Raw genomic sequence first — 20874 nt, forward strand, 5'->3', positions numbered from 1 at the left:
CCGCGGGGTGCCGTGCCGACGACTCCGGGGCCGGGCGCTACGGGGCCGGGGCGCGGCCCCGGGAAACGGTGAAAGGGTGGAGCCGGGGAGTTCCCCTCCGCCGCGACGGCGCGCAACCCCCGCCGGCGAGCCCGGCGGTGCCGGAGCCACTGTGACCCCCACCCCCGAGGAGCCCAAGTGATCCGCTTCGAGCAGGTGTCGGTCACCTACGACGACGACACCGCCGGCACCCCCGCGCTCCACGGCGTGGACCTCACCGTCCCCGAGGGCGAGCTCTGCCTGCTCGTCGGCCCGTCCGGCGTCGGCAAGTCCACCCTCCTCGGCACGGTCAGCGGCCTCGTCCCGCACTTCACGGGCGGCACCCTGCACGGCCGCGTCACCGTCGCCGGCCGCGACACCCGTAGCCACAAGCCGCGCGAACTCGCCGACGTCGTCGGCACCGTGGGCCAGGACCCGCTCGCGCACTTCGTCACCGACACCGTCGAGGACGAGCTCGCGTACGGCATGGAGTCCCTCGGCATCCCCCCGCACACCATGCGCCGCCGCGTCGAGGAGACCCTCGACCTGCTGGGGCTCGCCACGCTGCGCGACCGGCCCCTGGCCACCCTCTCCGGTGGTCAGCAGCAGCGCGTCGCGATCGGCTCGGTGCTGACCACGCACCCGAAGGTGCTCGTCCTGGACGAGCCGACGTCCGCCCTCGACCCGGGCGCGGCCGAGGAGGTGCTCGCCGTCCTGCAGCGCCTGGTCCACGACCTGGGCACCACGGTCCTGATGGCGGAGCACCGGCTGGAGCGGGTCGTGCAGTACGCGGACCGCGTCATCCTGCTGCCCGGCCCCGGCGAGGCTCCCGTGACGGGCGAGCCGGCCGAGGTGATGGCGGTGTCGCCGGTGCACCCGCCCGTCGTCGACCTGGGCCGCCTCGCCGGCTGGTCGCCGGTGCCCCTGTCCGTACGGGACGCGCGCCGCAAGGCGGCACCCCTGCGGGAGCGGCTGGCCCCGATGTCCCCGCCGGCCGTCACCGCCACCGGCAGCGCGGAGGGCGTCGCGGTCCGTTCCCGCCGCGCCGGCTTCCTCCGCAGGGACCGCCGCGCGGCGGACACCGGCCCCGCCCCCGCCGCGGCCGCCGCCGGGCTCGCCGTCCGGCACGGCCGGCTGCCGGCGCTGCGCGACGTGAACCTGTCCGTACGGGCCGGGGAGACGGTCGCGCTGATGGGCCGCAACGGTGCGGGCAAGTCCACGCTCCTGCGCACGCTCGTCGGCATGCACAAGCCCGCCGCGGGCTCCGTGCGCGTGGGCGGCGCCACCCCGCAGAGCACGCCCCCGGCGGAACTCCTGCGCCACGTGGGCCTCGTACCGCAGGAGCCGCGCGACCTGCTGTACGCGGACACGGTCGCGGCCGAGTGCACGGCGGCCGACGGCGACGCGGGCGCGGAGCCGGGCACCTGCCGCGCGCTCGTCTCGCGGCTGCTGCCGGGCGTTCCCGCTGCGACGCACCCGCGCGACCTGTCGGAGGGCCAGCGCCTCGCGCTCGCCCTCGCGGTCGTGCTGACGGCGCACCCGCCGCTGATCCTCCTCGACGAGCCGACCCGCGGCCTCGACTACGCGGCGAAGCACCGCCTGGTGGAGGTCCTGCGGGGCCTGGCCGCGGACGGTCACGCGATCGTCCTGGCGACGCACGACGTGGAGCTGGCCGCGGAGCTGGCCCACCGGGTCGTCGTCATCGCCGACGGCGAGATCGTCGCGGACGGCCCGACGGCCGAGGTGGTGGTCTCCTCGCCGGCCTTCGCACCGCAGGTGGCCAAGGTGCTGGCGCCGCAGCCGTGGCTGACGGTGGGGCAGGTGCGGGACGCACTGGGGGCCGACGCGTGAACGAGCCCGCACCGGACCGCGGGGCTGCCGGACAGCCGGCCCCGGGCCGTCCGCACGCCGTCGCCCCCGACCGCCAAGCGCGGGCCATCCGCCTCGGCGGCCGCTCGGTCGCCGCCCTGCTCCTCGTCTCCGCGATCGGCGTGGCGGCCTTCGGCTGGCCCCTGCTCGCCGACTCCGCGTCGGGCCTCGCGCACTCCCAGGACGCGCCGTGGCTGTTCGCGGCGCTGCTGCCGCTGCTGCTGGCCGTCGTGGTGGCGGCCATCGCCGACTCAGGCCTGGACGCGAAGGCGATCGCGATGCTCGGCGTCCTGGCCGCGGCGGGCGCGGCCCTGCGGCCGCTGGGCGCGGGAACGGCCGGCATCGAGCCGATGTTCTTCCTGATGGTGCTGTCGGGCCGCGTCCTCGGCCCGGGCTTCGGCTTCGTGCTCGGTTCGGTGTCGATGTTCGCCTCCGCCCTGCTGACGGGCGGCGTGGGCCCGTGGATGCCGTTCCAGATGCTGTCGATGGGCTGGGTGGCCATGGGCGCGGGCCTGCTGCCCGGCGCCGACCGCCTGCGCGGCCGGCGCGAGGTGCTGGTGCTGGCGGGTTACGGCGCGGTGGCCTCCCTCCTCTACGGCACGGTGATGAACCTCCAGGGCTGGCCCTATATCGGCTCCCTCGCCACGGGCGTCTCCTTCGTCCCCGGCGACCCGGTCCAGGAGAACCTCGCCCGCTTCGTCGCCTACTGCCTGGCGACGTCCCTGGGCTGGGACGTGCCGCGCGCGGTCGTGACGGTCCTGGCGACGCTCACGCTCGGCCCGACGGTCCTGAAGGCGCTGCGGCGGGCGACGCGGAGGGCGGCGTTCGACGCGCCGGTGACGTTCGGCGAGCAGCAGCCGCCCGCGGCCGGGGGCCAGGGGCACGGCCAGGGCCAGGGCCAGGGTCAGGGTCAGGAGAAGTACGACTCGAGCGCGCCGCGCCGCCGGACGTCGAGCGTCGCGCAGTGGAACGAGCCGCCGAACGGCGCGTAGTGCAGCAGGTCGCACGGGACGGGCTCGAATCCCCAGCGCTCCAGCGCGCGCAGCATGCCGGTGTGGTGCCGCTCGGCCACCACCCGGTGCCCGTCGAGCACGAGGACGTTCATGTTGAGCCACTTCCCGCACATCGACGTGAGCTTGAGCAGCCGGTGGTCGATCGGGTCGGGCTCGGGGGCGATCAGGATCTCCCAGGAGCGCAGGACGGCGGGCAGGCGGTCGACGTCGACGTATTCGGGGTTCACCATCACCTTGCCGGGTGCGAGCGGCAGGAACGTCGTGTCGATGTGCATGGGTCTGCGGCTGCGGCTCTCGATCTCGTGGATGCGGTAGCCGGACCCGAGGTGGCGGCGCAGCCACTCGATGCCCATGCGGTTGGTGACGTTGCTCGGCGTGACGAACAGGTCGCGTCCGGCGCGGACGAAATCCGCGGCGTCGAACACCGGCTCGAACTCGGTGACGATGCGGCGCACGGGCTCGCCGGCCTCGGGCGGGCGGTAATCCGCATCGAAGAGCGCGTCGGTGAGCTGCGGCTTCGGCGCCGCCGTCCAGCGCGCGCCGCGCCGGAAGTAGTCCTTGAGGAGCGTGCGGTAGGGGTGGGTGTCGAAGTACCGGCAGGGCCACGCCATCGGGGTCTCGATGATCTCGTCGCCGATCACGAGCATGCAGTCGCGCGGGCAGGCGCTGCAGAAGCCGCGCGACGACCAGTCGGGGGTGCCGAAGCGCCGCTTGTGGTCGACCGGGTCCGGGCGCCTGACCGTGACGCCGAAGGACTGCAGGAGGGCGATGAACCGGTCGAGCTCGTCCTGTGCCCGCTCGACCAGGAAGCGCGGGTACCGGAACCCGGCGGCGATCCCCTGCAGCCGCGCCGCCCACGGCGGGAGGTTGCTGGCCACGACGGGGTGGGCGGAAGGGATCGTCGCGCCGTCGAGGCGCCCGACGACGATCTCCTCCAGCGGATCCCACTCGTTGTGCGAACCGACCGGCGAAACGAGAGGCTCCACACGTCGTAACGTAACGCATTCGCTGCACTACGTGCAGCAACGTCCGGGCCGGTGTCAGCCCAGGAGCTCCTTGCCCATCCACACCTCGGCGTAGGGATTGTCCTCGGGGGTGTTGTAGCGCGGGACGTGGGCGAACCCGTGCCGGGTGTACAGCGCGATCGCCTCCACCAGATCCTTGCGCGTGTCCAGCACGATCCGCTCGGCGCCCCACTCCCGCGCGACGGCCTCCGCCGCGGCCAGCAGCGCGGGCGCGGCCCCGAGCCCGCGTGCGGCCGGCCGCACGAACATCCGCTTCAGCTCGGCGGTCCCCCGCCCCCGATCGAACCACCGCAGCCCCAGACACCCCACCGGCTCCCCACCCTGCCGGGCGACCAGCAGCACACCCGCGGGCGGCGCGAGATCGTCGTGCGGCTCCTCGGCGACGTACCCCTCGACCTCCTCCGGCGTGGTGACCCGGTCCTCGTGGAGCAGGAACCAGCGATCGGCGACCTCGGTCATGTAATCCCGCATCAGGTCCACGGCCTCGGGAGACCGGACGGACTGCGGGGCGACGACGCACGGGCGGGTGACGGAGGAAGGGGTGCCGCTCATGCGGGCATGGTCGCACGGCACGCCCGGCGCCCACGCGGAATTTTCGGGCGCCCTCAGAGGAGGCCGATCCCGGCCTGAGCCTTGATGGTGTCCACGGCCTCATCGGTGAGCCACCGAAGGGGAACCACGGTCCACCGGTCACGCCTGCGCATGACCACGGCCTTGCCGTCCGAGGTGGTCTCGCACCGCACGAACCCCTGCTCCCGCAGATCCCGGATCAGATCCTCGCCCCGCTTCATCGCCCGTCCCGGTCCCTGTCATCCGCCGCCGAGCTGTGGACGTCACCGTTCTGCGAGACACGGGTGTCGCAATCGGTGACCTGATCCTGGTTGGCCTGCGGGTCCCACGGCTCCCCCGCGTCCTCGAAGTCCTTCTTACCCATTTTCGCGCGCTCCCTCCGCTACGGCGTGGCCCAAACGCCAGTGGTTACGGAACCTGCTCAGGGCGTCGACGGCCGCGTTCGTCCGCTCCCCGGCCGCGGATGCCGCGCGCCACGCCGCGTCCAGCTCGGCGCACCGGGCGCAGCCCGACCAGTGCGCGCCGTCTCTGTTGGCCAGGGCCCGGAACGCGTCCCGCTCCTGCCCCATGGCCAGCCGCAGTACGGATGTGGGCACCTCCCATTCGAGCCCACCGCCGGGCGTACGCACCTGCACCCGCGAACCCCGGTGCCCGATCACTTGGGCCACCCGGTCCTCCCGGGTGTCCACCACGTACGCGCCCACTCGATATGACATCCCCACCCCTTCGACTCCTTCACTCATGTATATGAGTTGACTCACAGAGTGCCCAGCACCTGAAGCCTGGTCAATCCGTTGTCACTCCTGTGAGTTACAAGGCCTATGAACTCGTCTCGTCAGTCACAGGCAGGAATCCGGTAGTCGAGGACGAATCGGTCTGCAGCCATGACCGTGTCACACACCTCCACGACCCTGCCCTCGGTGGTCACCGCCTCACGGACCAGGTGGATCACCGGAGCTCCGGGACTGAGCTGGAGAGCGGCCATTTCCTGCTTGGTGGCCAGCCGGGCCCGAACCGTCTCGACGTACTCGGCAAGCCGGTGACCATGCTCTTCAAGTCGAGCGTAGATGCCACCCCCGCCGGGGTTGTCTCGCAGGAGTTCAGGAATGCTTTCGACTACGGGCCAGGAGAGGTAGGAAGTGGCCTCCTCCGTGGGGATGCCGTCGGTGAAGTACCGGCGACGCCGGGCAAGGACCTTACTCCCCTCGGAAACACCCAGCCGTTCGGCGATGCCCACCGGAGCATCCGTAGGGCCGACATACAGCACATGAACACCGGGGGTGTGGCCCGCCGCCTCGGTCTCCGCCAGGTAAGCCGCCTTGCCCGCCTTACGGTGGCACCGACGAAAGCGGTCGGAAGACTTTCTCCTCACGGGAGGCAGGCTCCTCACATAGGTACCGCGCCCATGGTGCGTCTCTACCAGCCCGGCCGTGCGGAGTTCGGCAATCGCCTTGCGCACAGTGCCCTGCGAGACCCCATACCGGCCCATCACCTCGGATTCGCTGGGAACCTGGGCGCCGGGAGCGAGCGAGCCGGTGCGAATCTGCTCGGCGAGATCGTCCGCGATCTGCAGGTACCGCGGCTTCCCCGAGTACCGAAGGGCCTCACTGTCCATGGTTCTCTGCCCTTCTATCCTCGTCCACATGAGTACGGCAGCCCAGTTTCGCAGGCCCACACCCCTCCACTCCGTCTCGGTCGCAGGAGCCGTCGTGCGCGGGGACGGGCGCGTGCTCGTGATCAGGCGGGCCGACAACGGCCGCTGGGAACTGCCCGGTGGAGTGCTGGAGATCGACGAGGCGCCGGAGGCGGGGGCCCGGCGGGAGGTACTGGAGGAGACCGGCATCGACGTCGAGGTGCAGCAACTGACCGGCGTCTACAAGAACATGGCGCGCGGCATCATCGCCCTCGTCTTCCGGTGCACTCCCGTGGGCGGCAGCGAACGCACGTCCGCCGAGTCCGCCGCCGTCTCCTGGATGGCACCGGACGAGCTCGCCTCGGCGATGACGGAGGCGTACGCGGTCCGGCTGCTGGACGCCCTCGGCGACGACACCCCGCATGTGCGCATCCACGACGGCCGGCGGTTGATCACGCCCGGCTGATGTCCCGCGCACCGCCCACCGGTCACGGCACCCGCCTCAGTCGAGGCAGAACTCGTTGCCCTCGACGTCCTGCATCACGATGCACGACTCGTTGTATTCGTCGGCGAGAAGCACCCGCTCGCGCACCGCGCCGAGCGCGACCAGCCGTGCGCATTCGGCCTCGAGCGCGGCGAGGCGCTCTTCGCCCACGAGGCCGGTGGCGACCCGCACGTCGAGGTGGACCCGGTTCTTGACGACCTTGCCTTCGGGGACGCGCTGAAAGTACAGGCGCGGTCCGACGCCCGAGGGGTCGCCGCAGGCGAACGCCGAACCCTGGCGCTCGGGCGGCAGCGAGCGGTCGTAGTCGCCCCACGTGGCGAACCCCTCCGGCGGTGGGGGTACGACGTACCCCAGCACCTCGCACCAGAAGCGGGCGACGCGCTCGGGCTCCGCGCAGTCGAAGGTGATTTGGACCTGCTTGATCGACGCCATCGGGCCACCATAGTGGCGCGTGTGGTCCACCGGCACCCCGATTTTTCACGGGCCGTCATCCCAGCGCGAACACCAGTTCCGGCCGGTCCCACGTGGTCGCCCCCGTCGCGCGCACCGTCCCCGTGCGGTGCGCGCCCACGCTGCGGTAGAAGCCTTCGGACGGCGGGTGGGAGACGACGCGTACGCCGGTGAGGCCCACGGCGTGGGCGCGGGTCTTCATGTGGGTGGCCAGGCGGCGGCCCACGCCGAGGCCCTGGGCCGTGTCCGCGACGAACATGAGGTCCAGTTCGGCGGGCGGGCCGAGGAGGAGGGCGTAGAAGCCGAGGAGCGCGCCGTCGTCCCCTTCGGCCACGAAGACTTCGTGGGCCGCTATGTAGTCCGCGGTGACCTCGTAGTCCTCGACCATCGCCTCGTAGCCGTCCCGGTAGGCGCCCGAGCCGCGCACCAGGGCCGTGAGGCTGGCGGCGTCCGCCGCCGTGGCGCGTCTGATCACGATCGATTCCCCCCGAACGCATGTATGAGATCCAATACGTTGGAGGGTATGACCGATCAGCGGGGCGGCGACACGGCCGGCGGCATGGCGGGGGTCACAGTCGCTGGATGATCGTGCCCGTCGCCAGCGCCCCGCCCGCGCACATCGTGATCAGCGCGAACTCCTTGTCCGCCCGCTCCAGCTCGTGCAGTGCGGTCGTGATCAGACGGGCCCCGGTCGCGCCGACCGGGTGGCCGAGGGCGATCGCGCCGCCGTTGACGTTGATCTTCTGCAGGTCCTGTTCGAAGACCTGGGCCCAGGAGAGGACGACCGAGGCGAAGGCCTCGTTGATCTCCACGAGGTCGATGTCGCGGAGCGACATGCCCGCCTTGCCGAGGACGGCGCGGGTGGCGTCGATCGTGCCGTCGAGGTGGAAGTGGGGGTCGGCCCCGACGAGCGCCTGGGCGACGATGCGGGCCCGGGGGCGCAGTTTGAGCGCGCGGGCCATCCGTTTGGACGACCACATCAGCGCGCACGCGCCGTCGGATATCTGCGAGGAGTTGCCGGCGGTGTGGACGGCGGTGGGCATGACGGGCTTGAGGCCGCCGAGCGCTTCGGTGCTGGTGTCGCGCAGCCCCTCGTCGCGGTCGACGAGCCGCCACATGCCCTGCCCCGCGTACTGCTCCTCCTCCGTCGTCGGCACCTGGACGGCGAACGTCTCCCGCTTGAAGCGCTCTTCGGCCCAGGCGCGGGCGGCCCGCTGCTGGGAGAGGAGGCCGAGTCCGTCGACGTGCTCCCGGGTCAGGCCGCGTTTGCGGGCGATGCGTTCGGCGGCCTCGAACTGGTTGGGCAGGTCGACGCTCCACTCGTCGGGGAAGGGCTTGCCCGGCCCGTGCTTGGAGCCGCTGCCGAGCGGCACCCGGGACATGGCCTCGACGCCGCAGGCGATGCCGATGTCGACGACACCGGCCGCGATCATGTTGGCGATCAGGTGGTTGGCCTGCTGCGAGGAGCCGCACTGGCAGTCGACGGTGGTGGCCGCGGTCTCGTAGGGCAGGCCCATGGCCAGCCAGGCGGTGCGCGCGGGGTTCATCGACTGCTCGCCGGCGTGGGTGACCGTGCCGCTGACGATCTGCTCGACGCAGTCGGGCTGGATCCCGGTGCGGGCGAGCACCTCCCGGTAGGTCTCGCCCAGCAGGTAGGCGGGGTGGAGATTGGCGAGCGTGCCTCCGCGCCGGCCGATGGGGGTGCGTACGGCTTCGACGATGACGGGTTCCGCGGCCATGGTTCGTCCTCTCGTGGCATCCGCTGGGCGTCCCGGCGCCCCCGGCAAACAAGAACACGTTCTTATTCCGCTCGTTCGCTCGCAGTCTTATGAGCGCTACCCCCGGTACGCAAGGGTCGCGCACGGCTTGCGCCCGCGACAGATGGCCTCGCACCTTTCCCTTGCCGCCCAGGGGGTGCGTCACTACCGTCGGGAGATATCTGATGGCCCGTCAGAGATGGAGGGCCGATGCCCTGTCCCGCGCTCCCCGACGGCTTCGACTTCACCGACCCCGACGTCTACCACCACCGCGTTCCCCTCCCGGAGTTCGCGGCCCTGCGCGGCACGGCGCCGGTGTGGTGGAACGCCCAGCCCCACGGCGTCGCCGGCTTCGACGACGACGGCTACTGGGTGGTCACGCGGCACGCGGACGTGAAGGAGGTCTCCACCCGGCCCGACCTCTACTCCGCCGCCCTCAACACCGCGATCATCCGCTTCAACGAGCACATATCCCGCGACCAGATCGACGTCCAGCGGCTCATCATGCTCAACATGGACCCGCCCGAGCACACCCGCGTCCGCCAGATCGTGCAGCGCGGCTTCACCCCGCGGGCGATCCGCTCCCTGGAGGCGGCCCTGCGCGGGCGCGCGGGGGCGATCGTCGCCGCGGCGCGGGAGCGCGGCAGCGGCGACTTCGTCACCGACGTCGCCTGCGAGCTGCCCCTGCAGGCCATCGCCGAGCTGATCGGCGTCCCGCAGGAGGACCGGGCCCGCATCTTCGACTGGTCCAACAAGATGATCGGCTACGACGACCCCGAGCTGGCCATCACCGAGGAGGTCGGCGCGCACTCCGCGACGGAGCTCATCTCGTACGCGATGAACCTGGCCGCCGCGCGCAAGGAGTGCCCGGCGAAGGACATCGTCAGCCGGCTGGTCGCCGCCGAGGACGAGGGCAACCTCGCCTCCGACGAGTTCGGCTTCTTCGTGCTGCTGCTGGCCGTCGCCGGCAACGAGACCACGCGCAACGCCATCAGCCACGGCATGCACGCCTTCCTCACCCACCCCGGCCAGTGGGAGCTCTACAAGCGCGAGCGCCCCGCGACCGCCGCGGAGGAGATCGTCCGCTGGGCGACGCCCGTCGTCTCCTTCCAACGCACGGCCACACAGGACACCGAGCTCGGCGGCGCCCGCATCCGCGCGGGTCAGCGCGTGGGGATCTTCTACGCCTCCGCCAACAACGACCCCGAGGTCTTCGCGGACCCGGAGGTCTTCGACATCACCCGCGACCCCAATCCGCACCTGGGCTTCGGCGGCGGCGGACCGCACTTCTGCCTCGGCCGCTCGCTGGCCGCGCTCGAGATCGGCCTCATCTTCGACGCGGTGGCCGACGTGCTCCCGGACATCCGGCTCGCGGGCGAGCCGAGGCGGTTGCGGTCGGCCTGGCTGAACGGGATCAAGGAGCTGAAGGTCCACTATCGGTGACCGGTCTCCGATATCTGATTGATCGTCAATTTCCTTGTGCCGTAAGGGAATAGTCCGTACCGGGACCTTGTACGGCGACGGCCGCGGACTTACTCTCGGGTACACCTTCCGGGCAGGCCCGTTTCGTTGCGCCCCACGCCCGTCACAGCACCGACCCGCGCGATGCGGCGCGACACGGCGGCCACCCGTCCGGCAGCTCTCATCCGAGGCTCTCCGAGGGGACGATCAGCATGAAGGACGCGCAAGGCAGACCGGTCACGGGACGGGTCAGGTGGCGCAGGTTCGCCGTCCTGGCCGTGCCCGGCTTCGCCGCCACCGCGGCCCTGGCCGTCGCGCTCGCCGAAGGGGCCCTCGCGGCCTCGTTCGCCGTGTCCGGCCAGGAGTTCAAGGTCTCGGCCGACAGCCTGGAGGGCAAGGGCTTCGCGCAGTACGGCGGCGTGGACACCAACGCCCGCGGCGACCTGCTGCCCGTCGCGGTCACCGCGATCAAGGAGGCCGAGCTGCAGAAGCTCTGCCAATCCGTGGTCACCCACCTGCCCGTCATCGGGGACATCTCCCTCAACCTGACGGCGGGCGGCAGCGGCACCCCGGTCAAGGCCACCAACCTCTTCATCGACGCCACCCAGCTCGGCGGCGACGCCGAGTTCACGAACATCGAGATCGGCCGCGACGCCTCCACGCTCGACAAGGGACCGGCCGACGCGCAGGGCATGCAGGACCTCTTCGCCCAGCAGGCGGACCGCGTCAGCATGAAGAAGGTCCGGCAGGTGGCGTGGGCGACCAACGCAGGAACGTTCAAGCTCGCCGGCCTGCGGATGAACGTCTTCAAGGGCAAGCAGGAGTGCTTCTGACGTGGCGGCCGGCACCGGGCCCGCCGTCGCCCGTCCCCGACCCCGGCATCGGCACCGGCCGTGGGCAGCGTGGCGCCGGTGGCGCAAGGCACGGCCCTTCTGGGGCGGCCTCGCCACCGTGCTCGCGGGGACGGAGATCTCCGTCATCCCGCTGGCACCGCTGAAGATCATGCTCCATCAGGGGATCGCGGGCATCCCTTCGGTCCTGATGGGCCTGGTCATGGTGCTGATGGGGCTGAGCGCGTGGTTCGCACCGCAGTACCGCGCGCTCGCCGGGGTGGTCACCGTCATGATCGCGGCCGCGGCGCTGGTGATGTCGAACCTCGGCGGGTTCCTCATCGGCACGATCCTCGGCGTCATCGGCGGCGGCATGATCTTCGCCTGGCAACCGACGGCGCCGGCGCCCGCGCCGACACCGGAAACAGGGGTCACGCCCGGCCCTGCGGGTGCGCCGGGCGCACCCGGCACCACGGACGGGCGTGCCGGGCCCGGCGGGCCGGTCGGGCCGGGCACGGCCCACACCCCGGGGCCGCCCGGCGGGCCCGGCACGGCCGACGGGGCCCGCGCCCCCGGCGAGCCCCGTACCTCCGGCACGCCCGGTGGTCCCGGCGGGCCCGGTGCCGCCGACACCGCTCATACCCCCAGCACGCCCGCTGGCCCCGGCACACCTGACGGGCCCAGCGCCGCCGGCACCGCCGGCACCACCAACGCACTCGGCAGCCCTGGCACGCCAGGTGCGCCCGGCACGGCCGACGCAGAACGGCCCGGCACGCCCGGTGGGCCCGGCACCGCCAAAACCCCCGGCACCCCAGGTGCACCCGGCGAGGCCCGCTCGCCCGGTGTTGCCGGTACCGGCCGTGGCTTTGGTGAGGCCGGTGCGGCCGGGCCGCGCCACGATCCCCCCGCGCACCTCCCACACAAGGAGAACCGATGACCTCCGTGACCTCTCGCAGACTCCGTCCCCGCGCGCTCCTCGCCTGCGGCGCCGGGCTGGCCGTCACCGCCGCCCTCACCCTCACCGGTGCCGCGGGCGCCCAGGCGGGGCCGGCCGCGGGCTCGACCACCGTCACCCCGGCCGGGCACTCCTTCGCGGCCACGCTCAACGGGAAGGCCACGTTCAAGGCCGGTTCGGTGACCGCCACCTGTACGGCCTCCAGCTCGCAGCCCTCGGCCGACCCGGCCAGCAACCGGATACCGGACGCGCCGGACAACCACAACCCCTCGGGCCCGGTCTCCAGCAGCATCAACCCGCCCACCTACTCCGGCTGCACCGCCAGCATCGCCGGGGTGACCACCACCGTGACCACGTCCGGCACGTGGCGCGTGTCCATGCAGTACGGGTCGCCGATCAGCGCGACCCTCTCCATCCCGGTCGGCGGCTTCGTCCTGGAGTCCAAGGGCCTGGCCAACTGCACCATCACGGCCGCGCCGGACGCGCCCGCGGACATCGTCGCCACCTACACCAACGGCGCCCCGTCCACGCTCACGGTCGCCAACGCCACGGTCCCGGTCAAGGTCACCGGCGGGTTCGGCTGCCCGACCAGCGCGAAGTCGTCGGTGTTCAACGCCGTCTACGACATCACGGACACCACCGACCCGGCCTCCCAGATCACCGTCAGCGACTGAGGGCTCCGAGGTCAGCCCTTGGCCGCCTGCGCGCCGGCGGCCGACGGCCGGTCGCCCGGCAGCGGATCGCTCTCGCCGCGCGCCGCCGGCACCGGCACCGGCACCTTCCCGGACACCTGCCGCCCGGGCCCGCTGAGCGCGTACTGGACGGCGAAGCCGAACAGCACGACGAGCGCACCGCCGACCGCGTCGAGCACGTAGTGGTTGGCGGTGCCGACGATCACCACGAGCGTCAGCGACGGGTAGAGCATGCCGAGGCACTTCACCCACGGCTTCCGCGCGACGACGGCGATCACGACCCCGCACCACAGCGACCAGCCGATGTGCAGCGACGGCATGGCCGCGTACTGGTTGGACAGCTCGGTCAGCGCTCCGAAGTCGGGATGGTCGAGGTCCTGCGGGCCGTTGGCCGTGTCGACGAAGCCGAGGCCGGGCATCAGCCGCGGCGGCGCGAGCGGGTAGGCCCAGAAGCCGGCCAGCGCCAGCAGCGTGGCCAGGGACAGCGCGGTCCTGGCCCAGCGGTAGGTGCCGGGGCGGCGTACGTAGAGGTAGACCAGCAGGGACACCGGCACCAGGAAGTGGAAGGTGCCGTAGTAGTAGTTCATGCCGCGCGTGAGCCAGCCGCTGGCCGCCACGAAGTGGTTGAAGCCGTGCTCGACGTCCATGTGCAGGAACTCCTCGGCGCCGAGGATCTGCCGGCCGTGGGCTTCCGCGAGGGCCCGCCCGTCGGGCGCCTGCCCGCGGACGTACTGGTAGACCCAGTAGCCGACCCGTATCAGCATCAGCTCCAGCAGGACGTTCGGCCGCGTCAGCGGGCGCTTCCAGAAGCGGAGGAGCGGCACCCAGCCGAAGCGGCCCCGCTGCGGCTCGGCCACCGGTGTCGGAACGGGCCGCTCCCAGCCCTCCGCGGTGCGCGGCAGGAAGGGCACCACGCAGGCCGCGAGGAGCGCGGCGAGCAGCGGGGCGTTGTTCCCCAGGGGGCGCAGGAACGGGTTGTCGGGCATCAGCACGGTGCTCGTGAGCGTCATCACCAGGACGACGAGCACGGGCCACACCAGCCGGTCGGCGCGGCGCTTGCCGACCCGGCCGACGACCGCGAGCAGGATCCACAGCTGCTGGTGCTGCCAGGCCGTCGGCGAGATCGCGACGGCGGTGCAGCCGGCGACGGCGGTCGCGAGCAGGACCTGGCCGTCGCGGGCGTAGCGGGCGGCGCGGCGCAGGCCGAGCACGGCGACGGCCGCGGCCAGCAGCCCGTACGGGGCCAGCTCGGCCGGCCCGTGCAGGCCGAGGCGGAGCAGCAGGCCGTGCAGGGACTGGTTGGCGAGCCCATGGGCCGCGTGGCCGAGACCGGCGCCCGCGGCATGGTGGACCCAGTACGTCCACGAGTCGTCCGGCAGGAACACCCACGCCGTGCCGGTGCAGGCCGCGAAGGTGACGCCGGCCGCGGCGGCCGCGCGGCGGCGGCCCGTCAGCCACAGCAGGGCGGCGAAGAGCAGCACCACGGGCTGCAGCGCCGCGGCGAGCCCGACGAGCAGGCCGCCGGTCCGGCCGGGCCCTCGCGCGAGGCGGGGCAGGCAGCAGCCGAGGAGCACCAGCAGGACGGGGATGATGCTGGTCTGCCCGAGCGTGAACGTGTTCCGCACGGGCAGCGAGGCCACGGTGAGGATCACGGCGACGGGGGCGGCGAGCGCTGCGGTGCGCCGCGGGACGGGGCCGGGCAGGCAGCGGGCGGCGGCGAGCGCCAGGGCCACGACGAGCAGGAGCGTGCCGAACGTCCAGACGATGCCGAGGCCGTGCTCGGCCGCGTTCGTCAGCGGTTTGAGCGCGAGCCCCTCGAAAGGGGGACCGGTGAACCGGTCGGTGTCGTAGAGCGAGCCCCGGACGTGCAGAACGCCGTGCTCACCGATCCACCGGCCGAGGTCGGTGAAGCGCCGCTCGGGCGGCAGCCGCAGCACCGCCACGGCCTGACGGGCCGCCAGCACCCCGGCGAGGACCCACAACCCTCCCAGGGCGAGGCGGACCCCCGAACCCTCCTTCGTCGGACCACTCAGTGCACCTCGCTGTGCATTCGCCACGCCCAACCGCTCCTCCGGTCGCCCGGCTCGGTCACCCTCGTAGAGCTCTTGAGACCTTACTGAGAACGGCGATGGTCCGGCGGCGCCTTCACCAGGGGGTCACCTGGCGGATGTAGACGCGTTCACGACGCGGCACTGTCTGCCGGCTCACCCGGCGGCCTCACGGCCCCTGCCGTCGGTCACGGCGTGCGTCGTGGTCGCGGCGGGGGCCCGCGTCGCCGTCGTGGGGCTGTTCCGCGTCCGAGCCGCACAGTTCGGCGGTGAGTTCGCGGACGAGGGCGTCGAGGTCGGTCGGGCGGTCGTGGGTCCACCAGTTGCCGAGGAGTTCGGCGAGGGACTCCTCGCGGGCCCGGAAGAGCAGGCCCGCGACGCGGCGGCCCTCGTCGGTCGGGACCAGGGGCAGGCCCTCGCGGCGGGCGAGGCCGCGGACCTCCAGCTGGATGGCGGCCTCGGTGACGGTGCGCAGGGGGATGTCGGCGCGTTCGGAGAGGAGGGAGGGCTCGACGGAGCCGTAGCGGTTCATGCGCAGGAGCATCCAGCTGGCGGCGGGGCGCAGGTCGAGCCCGGCCCGCTCGGTGATCACCTCGTAGATCTTCTTGCGGCCCTCGCGGCTGCCGAGCAGGGACAGGGCGCGGGCGACTTCCTCGTGCGAGGAGCGCTCGACGGGGTTGCTGGAGATGACCTCGCTGGAGTCGGGGGCGGTGACGCTGCCGCGCAGCGGATCCTGCCGCAGCAGCCAGGCCAGCGCGAAGGCCACGAGCGCGGCGGGCACCGCGTAGAGGAAGACGTCGGTGATCGACTCGGAGTAGGCCGCGAGGACGCCTGCCCGCTCTCCGGGCGGGAGGGCGGAGACCGCCCGCGGGTCGGCCTGGAGCTTGTCGGCGCTGATGCCGGCGGGCGGGCTCGTGCCGGCGAGGGCGTCGGCGATGCGCGGCCCGAGCTTGTTGGCGAAGATCGTGCCGAAGATCGAGACGCCGAAGGAGGCGCCGATGGAGCGGAAGAAGGTGGCTCCGGAGGTGGCGACGCCGAGGTCGCGGTAGGCGACGGCGTTCTGCACGACGAGGACGAGGACCTGCATGACGAGGCCGAGCCCGAAGCCGAAGACGAAGAAGTACGCGCTCATCTCGCCGGTGCTGCTGGCCGTGTCGAGCCGGTGCAGCAGGAGCAGGCCGACGGTCATCACGGCCGTGCCGGCGATGGGGAAGGTCTTGTAGTGGCCGGTGCGGCTGACGATCTGGCCGGAGGCGGTCGAGGCGATGAGGAGCCCGGCGACCATCGGCAGCATGTGCACGCCGGACATGGTCGGCGAGACGCCCTGTACGACCTGCAGGAACGTCGGCAGGTAGGTCATCGAGCCGAACATCGCGAAGCCGACGACGAAGCCGATCACCGAGCAGAGGGTGAAGGTGCGGATCCGGAAGAGCTTCAGCGGCAGGACGGGCTCGGCGGCGCGGCGCTCGACGAGCACGAAGGGGACGAGCAGTGCCACGCCGAGCACGCCGAGGCCGATGATCTGCCAGGACGACCAGGGGTAGGTCGTGCCGCCGAGGGAGGTCATCAGGACCAGGCAGGTGGCGACGGCGGCGATGAGGAACGTGCCGAGGTAGTCGATGCGGTGCGGGGTGCGGCGGACCGGGATGTGCAGGACGGCGGCGATGGTGAAGAGGGCGACGACGCCGATGGGGACGTTGATGTAGAAGACCCAGCGCCAGCTGAGGTGGTCGACGAACAGGCCGCCGAGGAGCGGGCCGAGCACGCTCGTACCGCCGAAGACGGCACCGAACAGGCCCTGGTAGCGGCCGCGGTCCCGGGGCGGCACGAGGTCGCCGACGATCGCCATCGACAGCACCATCAGCCCGCCGCCGCCGAGGCCCTGCAGGGCGCGGAAGGCGATGAGCTCGCCCATGTTCTGGGCGATGCCGCACAGCACGGAGCCGAGCAGGAAGATGACGATGGCCGTCTGGTAGAGCTTCTTGCGCCCGTACTGGTCGCCGAGCTTGCCCCACAGGGGGGTCGCGGCGGTGGAGGCGAGCAGGTAGGCGGTGACGACCCACGAGAGGTGTTCGAGCCCGCCGAGGTCGCTGACGATCGTGGGCAGGGCGGTGGAGACGATCGTCTGGTCCAGGGCGGCCAGCAGCATGCCCAGCAGCAGGGCCCCGATGGCGACGAGGACGGTGCGCCGGGACTGCCCCTCGCCGGGCGCGGGCAGGGGCTCGGGCTCCGTGGCCACGGAGGGGCCCGGGGTGTCGTCCGCCATGGGCGCTCCTGGGGGTCTCCTGAAACTACGGGGCGGGCACTACGGAACGGGCACTACGGAAGCGGACCTACGGAACCGCTCGCGAAAAACGCTCTTCCATCGTGGTCCGGATCACCCCGTACGGCCCGCCGGGGTAGGCCATTGGCTTTCCGGGCGGGACTTTTTGTATCGTTAGGAAACAAAGTGGCCCCGCCCGTATTCCCTGACCGGCGGGCGGGGCCGCTCTGCCTTTCTCCCGCGCCCTGGAGCCGTCGATGCAGGCCTACGCCCCCACCACGACCACGCTGACCGCCCGCGCCCTGCTCCTGGACATGGACGGGACGATCGTCAACTCCGACGCCGTCGTCGAGCGCTGCTGGCGCGGCTGGGCCGCCGAGCACGGCCTCGACGGCGACGAGGTGATGAAGGTCGTCCACGGCCGCCAGGGCTACGCCACGATGGCCGTGCTGCTCCCGGACCGCCCGATGGAGCAGAACCACGCCGACAACCGCCGGATGCTCGCCGCCGAGACGGCCGACGTCGACGGCGTCGTCCCCGTCCCCGGCGCCCCGGCCTTCATGGCCTCCCTCGCCACGCTCCCCCACGCCCTGGTCACCTCCGCCGACCGCGCCCTGGCCGAGGCCCGCATGGGCGCGGCCGGCCTGCCGATGCCGGAGGTCCGCGTGACCGCGGAGTCCGTCGGCGCGAGCAAGCCGGACCCCGAGGGCTTCCTCAAGGGCGCCGCGGCCCTGGGCTTCGCCCCGGCGGACTGCATCGTCTTCGAGGACTCCGAGGCGGGCATCGCGGCCGGCAGGGCGGCGGGCATGCGCGTGGTGGGCGTCGGCCCGCGCGCGGCGGCCCACGGCCCGGACGTCCACGTCGCGGACCTGACCCGGATACGCGTGGAGGCGGACGCGAACGGCGTCCTCACGCTCCACGTCACGGCCTGACCGGCCTCCACGTCACGGCCTGACCGGCCTTCGCGTCACGGCCCGACCGGCCTCCACGTCACGGCCCGACCGGCCCGGGCTCACGCCCCGGGCCGGTGGACGGACGCCGCCCGGCTCAGCCCGCGACGGCCTCGTACAGGCTGAAGCCCGCGAGCCCCAGCATCACCACGGCCGCCACCTTCGTGATCAGCGCCAGCGGCACGTACTTCATCAGGGTGCGGCCGCCGACGATGCCCAGGCCCGCGACGGCCCACAGGGCCAGTACGGCGCCCAGTCCCACCGACAGCGGGTCGTCGTAGCGGGCCGCGAGGTTGGCGGTCATGATCTGGGTGAGGTCGCCGAACTCGGCGACGAGGATCAGCATGAAGCCGGCCCCCGAGACCTTCCAGAAGGACTGGTCGGCGGGCTTGCGCAGCTCCTCGTCCTCCTCGTCCTTCTTGAACAGGAGCATGACCGCGCCCGCGAGGAAGAGCAGGCCGACCACGCACTGCACGAGGCGGTGCGGCAGGAGCGTCAGGACGCTGCCGGCGGCGATGGCGAGCGCGACGTGCACGGCGAAGGCGGCGGCGACCCCCGCGAAGACGTAACCCGCGCGGTAGCGGGTGCCGAGCATGAGGCCGGCCAGGGCGGTCTTGTCGGGCAGTTCGGCGAGGAAGACGACGCCGAAGGCCAGGGCGGCGACGGTGATGCTGAACACGGAGGCATTCCCTCAGTCGGATGGGTGCTGCCGCACCGAGGGGACCTGAGCGGGATCAGGGGTCGCTTCGGCACGGCAGCGTCGTGGACACTGCGGCCGAAGGTCTCGCTGGCGGGCGCGGAACGCGCCTGCCTCCGGGCGCCGGCCGAGGCGAGCTCGGCAGTATGTCGACGGTCCGGCGAAGAGCTACTCCCCTTCTGCTCCGTTCAGGGTACGCGACCGGCGGCGCCATGGCCGAGCCCGGCCCGCCGCGGCCCCCTCACCGCCGCCACCGGCTCCCTCCTGGCCGTGATCCCCTCCCCGGCCGCCGGGCTCGTCCCGGTGGAGCAGCCCCCGCGCCACCAGCTCCAGGACGAGCGCGACGGCCACGGCCTGCACGGCCATCAGCGCGACCAGGACGAACAGCTGCACCGCGCCCGCGAGCAGGGGTGACGCGCCGCCCAGCAGCATGCCCACGAACGCGCCCGGGAGGGTGACCAGACCCACGGTGCGGGTCTGGTCCAGGCCCGGCAGCAGGGCGTCGGACGCGGCCGGACGGGCGATCTCCAGGCGGGCGTCGCGGTCGGGCAGGCCGAGCGCCAGGCCGGCCTCGACCTCGCCGTGGCGCGTGTGCAGCTCGTCGAGGGCGCGCCGGCCGCCGAGGACCGTCGCCGTGAGCCCGCCGCCGATGAGGATCCCGGTGACCGGGATCAGGGCGACGCCCTCCAGGGGCACGAGCCCGGTGAGCAGCAGCAGGGCCACGACCGGCAGCACCGCCGCGCCGATCGGCACCGCGGCCCACCGCCAGGTGCGGTTGCCGGTGATGCGCCGCCCGGCGGTCCGCACCGCGACGGCGAACATCAGCACGACGAAGCAGAGCAGGAGCGGAACGGCACGGACCACCCAGCCGATGAGCGCGGAGACCGCCGCCAGCTGGGCGGCGGCGCGCACGCCGGCGACGGCGATCGACCGGGCGTGCCCGCGCCCCCGGCCGTCGCCGAGCCGTGCGACGGCCGCCACGGCCACCGCGGCCGCGAGCAGGGCGGCGAGCACCACGGCGAGCGTGGCGTTGACGGGCAGCAACGCTGCGGCGGCGAGCACGCGGACCACCCTAGGCGGCCCGAACGGCCGGTTACCGACGGTCGCATGGCGGCGTGTCAGAAGACCGCCGCGAGGCGGCGCCGGGCGCGGTCAAGGTCACGTGAACGGACCCTTGCCTTGTCATGATCGCGTCGCCACCCTGTTACCTGGCGATCACCCCCCGGAAACCGGGCGCCGCGATCCTGGCCGCTCCCGACGGCCGAAGACCCCCCACTCCACAGGGAGTTCCCATGTCCGCCATACGCACCTCCCCCGTCGCGCGCGGTCTCTACGCGCGTCGCGCCGCCGTTGCGTGCAGCCTCGCCGCGCTGGTCGGCTCGCTCGCCCTCGGCGGGGGCACGGCCCACGCCGCTCCGCCCACCCCGCCCGACGCCGCGACCGTCCGGGGCTACCTCGGCGAGCTGAAGGTGAGCCCCGAGGGCTCCATGGACGGCTACAGCCGCGCGAAGTTCCCGCACTGGAGCACCCAGTCCGGGCAGTGCAACACCCGCGAGGTCGTCCTCAAGCGCGACGGCGAGGACGTGCAGCAGGACGCCAAGTGCGCCGCCGTCTCCGGCACCTGGGCCTCCCCCTACGACGGCGCCACCTGGCACGACGCCCAGGACATCGACATCGACCACATCGTGCCGCTCGCCCAGGCCTGGCGCTCGGGCGCCAGCACCTGGACCACGGCGCAGCGCCAGGCGTTCGCCAACGACCTGACCCGGCCGCAGCTGATCGCCGTGACCGACCGCGTCAACCAGGCCAAGGGCGACAAGGACCCGGCGCAGTGGATGCCGCCCCTGAACTCCTACGCCTGCACGTACGCGCGGATGTGGGTCACGGTGAAGCACTACTACAAGCTGACCGTCGACTCCGCCGAGAAGGAGAAGCTGGCCGCCGTCCTCAACGGCTGCTGAGCCCCGACGGCTGCTGAGCCACCCTTCCCCAAAGCTTTCGCCCAGTGGGGCGGTCCGGCACAATGAATCAAGAACTTGAACTTGCAAGTATCGATTAGGGGTACCTAACCTGGTTCCCTCATCGTTCCTGTCCCCGATACGAGGAGCCCCGTCATGCCCCCCACGCCCACCGCCGCC

Annotated in this window: 22 protein-coding genes; 9 read left to right on the top strand and 13 right to left on the bottom strand. The window is 72.6% G+C overall.

What is annotated here, in order from left to right:
* Window positions 1-177 precede the first annotated feature (177 nt).
* Both ACSNOG_RS24500 and ACSNOG_RS24505 read left to right on the top strand, forming a co-directional pair.
* Window positions 178-1869, top strand: a complete 1692-nt coding sequence (locus ACSNOG_RS24500; protein WP_436754868.1) for an ABC transporter ATP-binding protein — start codon at window positions 178-180, stop codon at window positions 1867-1869.
* The gene (locus tag ACSNOG_RS24505) at window positions 1866-2879 is read left to right on the top strand and encodes an ECF transporter S component (protein WP_436754869.1); all 1014 of its coding nucleotides are present in this window, start codon (window positions 1866-1868) and stop codon (window positions 2877-2879) included. The genes ACSNOG_RS24500 and ACSNOG_RS24505 overlap by 4 nt, the downstream gene beginning before the upstream one ends.
* On the opposite strand, the gene ACSNOG_RS24510 is transcribed toward ACSNOG_RS24505, so the two are convergent.
* The 6 genes from ACSNOG_RS24510 to ACSNOG_RS24535 all read right to left on the bottom strand — a co-directional run bounded on the left by ACSNOG_RS24510 (window position 2798) and on the right by ACSNOG_RS24535 (window position 6110).
* The gene (locus ACSNOG_RS24510; RefSeq protein ID WP_436754870.1) at window positions 2798-3886 is read right to left on the bottom strand and encodes an amidinotransferase; all 1089 of its coding nucleotides are present in this window, start codon (window positions 3884-3886) and stop codon (window positions 2798-2800) included. The two genes, ACSNOG_RS24505 and ACSNOG_RS24510, sit on opposite strands and share 82 nt — an antisense overlap.
* A 54-nt stretch (window positions 3887-3940) precedes the next feature.
* Window positions 3941-4477, bottom strand: a complete 537-nt coding sequence (locus ACSNOG_RS24515) for a GNAT family N-acetyltransferase (RefSeq protein ID WP_436754871.1) — start codon at window positions 4475-4477, stop codon at window positions 3941-3943.
* Between the two features lie 53 nt (window positions 4478-4530).
* Window positions 4531-4716, bottom strand: coding sequence for a hypothetical protein (locus ACSNOG_RS24520; protein ID WP_436754872.1), 186 nt, complete (start codon window positions 4714-4716; stop codon window positions 4531-4533).
* Window positions 4713-4859 (bottom strand): hypothetical protein, encoded by a 147-nt coding sequence (locus ACSNOG_RS24525; protein ID WP_436754873.1) that lies wholly within the window; start codon window positions 4857-4859, stop codon window positions 4713-4715. The genes ACSNOG_RS24520 and ACSNOG_RS24525 overlap by 4 nt, the downstream gene beginning before the upstream one ends.
* Entirely contained in the window at window positions 4852-5211 is a 360-nt protein-coding gene (locus ACSNOG_RS24530) for a hypothetical protein (protein WP_436754874.1), read from the bottom strand. The genes ACSNOG_RS24525 and ACSNOG_RS24530 overlap by 8 nt, the downstream gene beginning before the upstream one ends.
* Window positions 5212-5330: 119 nt before the next feature.
* The gene (locus ACSNOG_RS24535) at window positions 5331-6110 is read right to left on the bottom strand and encodes a GntR family transcriptional regulator (RefSeq protein ID WP_436754875.1); all 780 of its coding nucleotides are present in this window, start codon (window positions 6108-6110) and stop codon (window positions 5331-5333) included.
* Window positions 6111-6138: 28 nt separating this feature from the next.
* Here ACSNOG_RS24535 and ACSNOG_RS24540 point away from each other — a divergent pair, with 28 nt between their 5' ends.
* Window positions 6139-6594, top strand: a complete 456-nt coding sequence (locus ACSNOG_RS24540; protein WP_436754876.1) for an NUDIX hydrolase — start codon at window positions 6139-6141, stop codon at window positions 6592-6594.
* A 36-nt stretch (window positions 6595-6630) separates the two neighbouring features.
* Here ACSNOG_RS24540 and ACSNOG_RS24545 read toward each other — a convergent pair whose 3' ends face one another.
* From ACSNOG_RS24545 to ACSNOG_RS24555, 3 genes are all read right to left on the bottom strand, one after another.
* Entirely contained in the window at window positions 6631-7065 is a 435-nt protein-coding gene (locus ACSNOG_RS24545) for a VOC family protein (protein WP_436754877.1), read from the bottom strand.
* Window positions 7066-7120: 55 nt separating this feature from the next.
* Window positions 7121-7561 carry a GNAT family N-acetyltransferase gene (locus tag ACSNOG_RS24550; protein WP_436754889.1) on the bottom strand — a complete coding sequence of 147 codons (441 nt, stop codon included), beginning with the start codon at window positions 7559-7561 and terminating at the stop codon, window positions 7121-7123.
* Between the two features lie 91 nt (window positions 7562-7652).
* Window positions 7653-8822 (bottom strand): steroid 3-ketoacyl-CoA thiolase, encoded by a 1170-nt coding sequence (locus ACSNOG_RS24555; protein ID WP_436754878.1) that lies wholly within the window; start codon window positions 8820-8822, stop codon window positions 7653-7655.
* A 228-nt stretch (window positions 8823-9050) separates the two neighbouring features.
* On the opposite strand from ACSNOG_RS24555, the gene ACSNOG_RS24560 reads away from it, so the two are divergent.
* The 4 genes from ACSNOG_RS24560 to ACSNOG_RS24575 all read left to right on the top strand — a co-directional run bounded on the left by ACSNOG_RS24560 (window position 9051) and on the right by ACSNOG_RS24575 (window position 12760).
* A complete protein-coding gene (locus tag ACSNOG_RS24560; protein ID WP_436754879.1) occupies window positions 9051-10283 on the top strand; it encodes a cytochrome P450 in 1233 nt (410 codons plus the stop codon).
* A gap of 230 nt (window positions 10284-10513) precedes the next feature.
* Entirely contained in the window at window positions 10514-11134 is a 621-nt protein-coding gene (locus tag ACSNOG_RS24565; protein WP_436754880.1) for a DUF6230 family protein, read from the top strand.
* Between the two features lies 1 nt (window position 11135).
* Window positions 11136-12068 carry a DUF6114 domain-containing protein gene (locus ACSNOG_RS24570; RefSeq protein ID WP_436754881.1) on the top strand — a complete coding sequence of 311 codons (933 nt, stop codon included), beginning with the start codon at window positions 11136-11138 and terminating at the stop codon, window positions 12066-12068.
* Window positions 12065-12760 carry a hypothetical protein gene (locus ACSNOG_RS24575; protein WP_436754882.1) on the top strand — a complete coding sequence of 232 codons (696 nt, stop codon included), beginning with the start codon at window positions 12065-12067 and terminating at the stop codon, window positions 12758-12760. The genes ACSNOG_RS24570 and ACSNOG_RS24575 overlap by 4 nt, the downstream gene beginning before the upstream one ends.
* An 11-nt stretch (window positions 12761-12771) precedes the next feature.
* On the opposite strand, the gene ACSNOG_RS24580 is transcribed toward ACSNOG_RS24575, so the two are convergent.
* Both ACSNOG_RS24580 and ACSNOG_RS24585 read right to left on the bottom strand, forming a co-directional pair.
* Window positions 12772-14835, bottom strand: coding sequence for a bifunctional glycosyltransferase 87/phosphatase PAP2 family protein (locus ACSNOG_RS24580; RefSeq protein ID WP_436754883.1), 2064 nt, complete (start codon window positions 14833-14835; stop codon window positions 12772-12774).
* 160 nt (window positions 14836-14995) lie between these two features.
* Window positions 14996-17092 carry a DHA2 family efflux MFS transporter permease subunit gene (locus ACSNOG_RS24585; protein WP_436754884.1) on the bottom strand — a complete coding sequence of 699 codons (2097 nt, stop codon included), beginning with the start codon at window positions 17090-17092 and terminating at the stop codon, window positions 14996-14998.
* Window positions 17093-17346: 254 nt separating this feature from the next.
* Between ACSNOG_RS24585 and ACSNOG_RS24590 the strand changes: the two genes are divergently transcribed.
* The gene (locus ACSNOG_RS24590) at window positions 17347-18021 is read left to right on the top strand and encodes an HAD-IA family hydrolase (RefSeq protein ID WP_436754885.1); all 675 of its coding nucleotides are present in this window, start codon (window positions 17347-17349) and stop codon (window positions 18019-18021) included.
* 115 nt (window positions 18022-18136) lie between these two features.
* Here the strand turns inward: ACSNOG_RS24590 and ACSNOG_RS24595 are convergent, their stop codons facing one another.
* Both ACSNOG_RS24595 and ACSNOG_RS24600 read right to left on the bottom strand, forming a co-directional pair.
* Complete coding sequence (locus ACSNOG_RS24595) at window positions 18137-18718, bottom strand: TMEM165/GDT1 family protein (RefSeq protein ID WP_436754886.1); 582 nt, start codon at window positions 18716-18718, stop codon at window positions 18137-18139.
* A 186-nt stretch (window positions 18719-18904) separates the two neighbouring features.
* Window positions 18905-19798 carry an ABC transporter permease gene (locus ACSNOG_RS24600; RefSeq protein WP_436754887.1) on the bottom strand — a complete coding sequence of 298 codons (894 nt, stop codon included), beginning with the start codon at window positions 19796-19798 and terminating at the stop codon, window positions 18905-18907.
* 230 nt (window positions 19799-20028) lie between these two features.
* Here ACSNOG_RS24600 and ACSNOG_RS24605 point away from each other — a divergent pair, with 230 nt between their 5' ends.
* On the top strand, window positions 20029-20697 hold the full coding sequence (locus tag ACSNOG_RS24605) for an HNH endonuclease family protein (RefSeq protein ID WP_436754888.1): 669 nt from the start codon (window positions 20029-20031) through the stop codon (window positions 20695-20697).
* Window positions 20698-20874: the final 177 nt, after the last annotated feature.

Source organism: Streptomyces sp. URMC 124, assembly GCF_051386455.1.
In the GTDB taxonomy this organism is placed as follows: Bacteria; Actinomycetota; Actinomycetes; order Streptomycetales; family Streptomycetaceae; genus Streptomyces.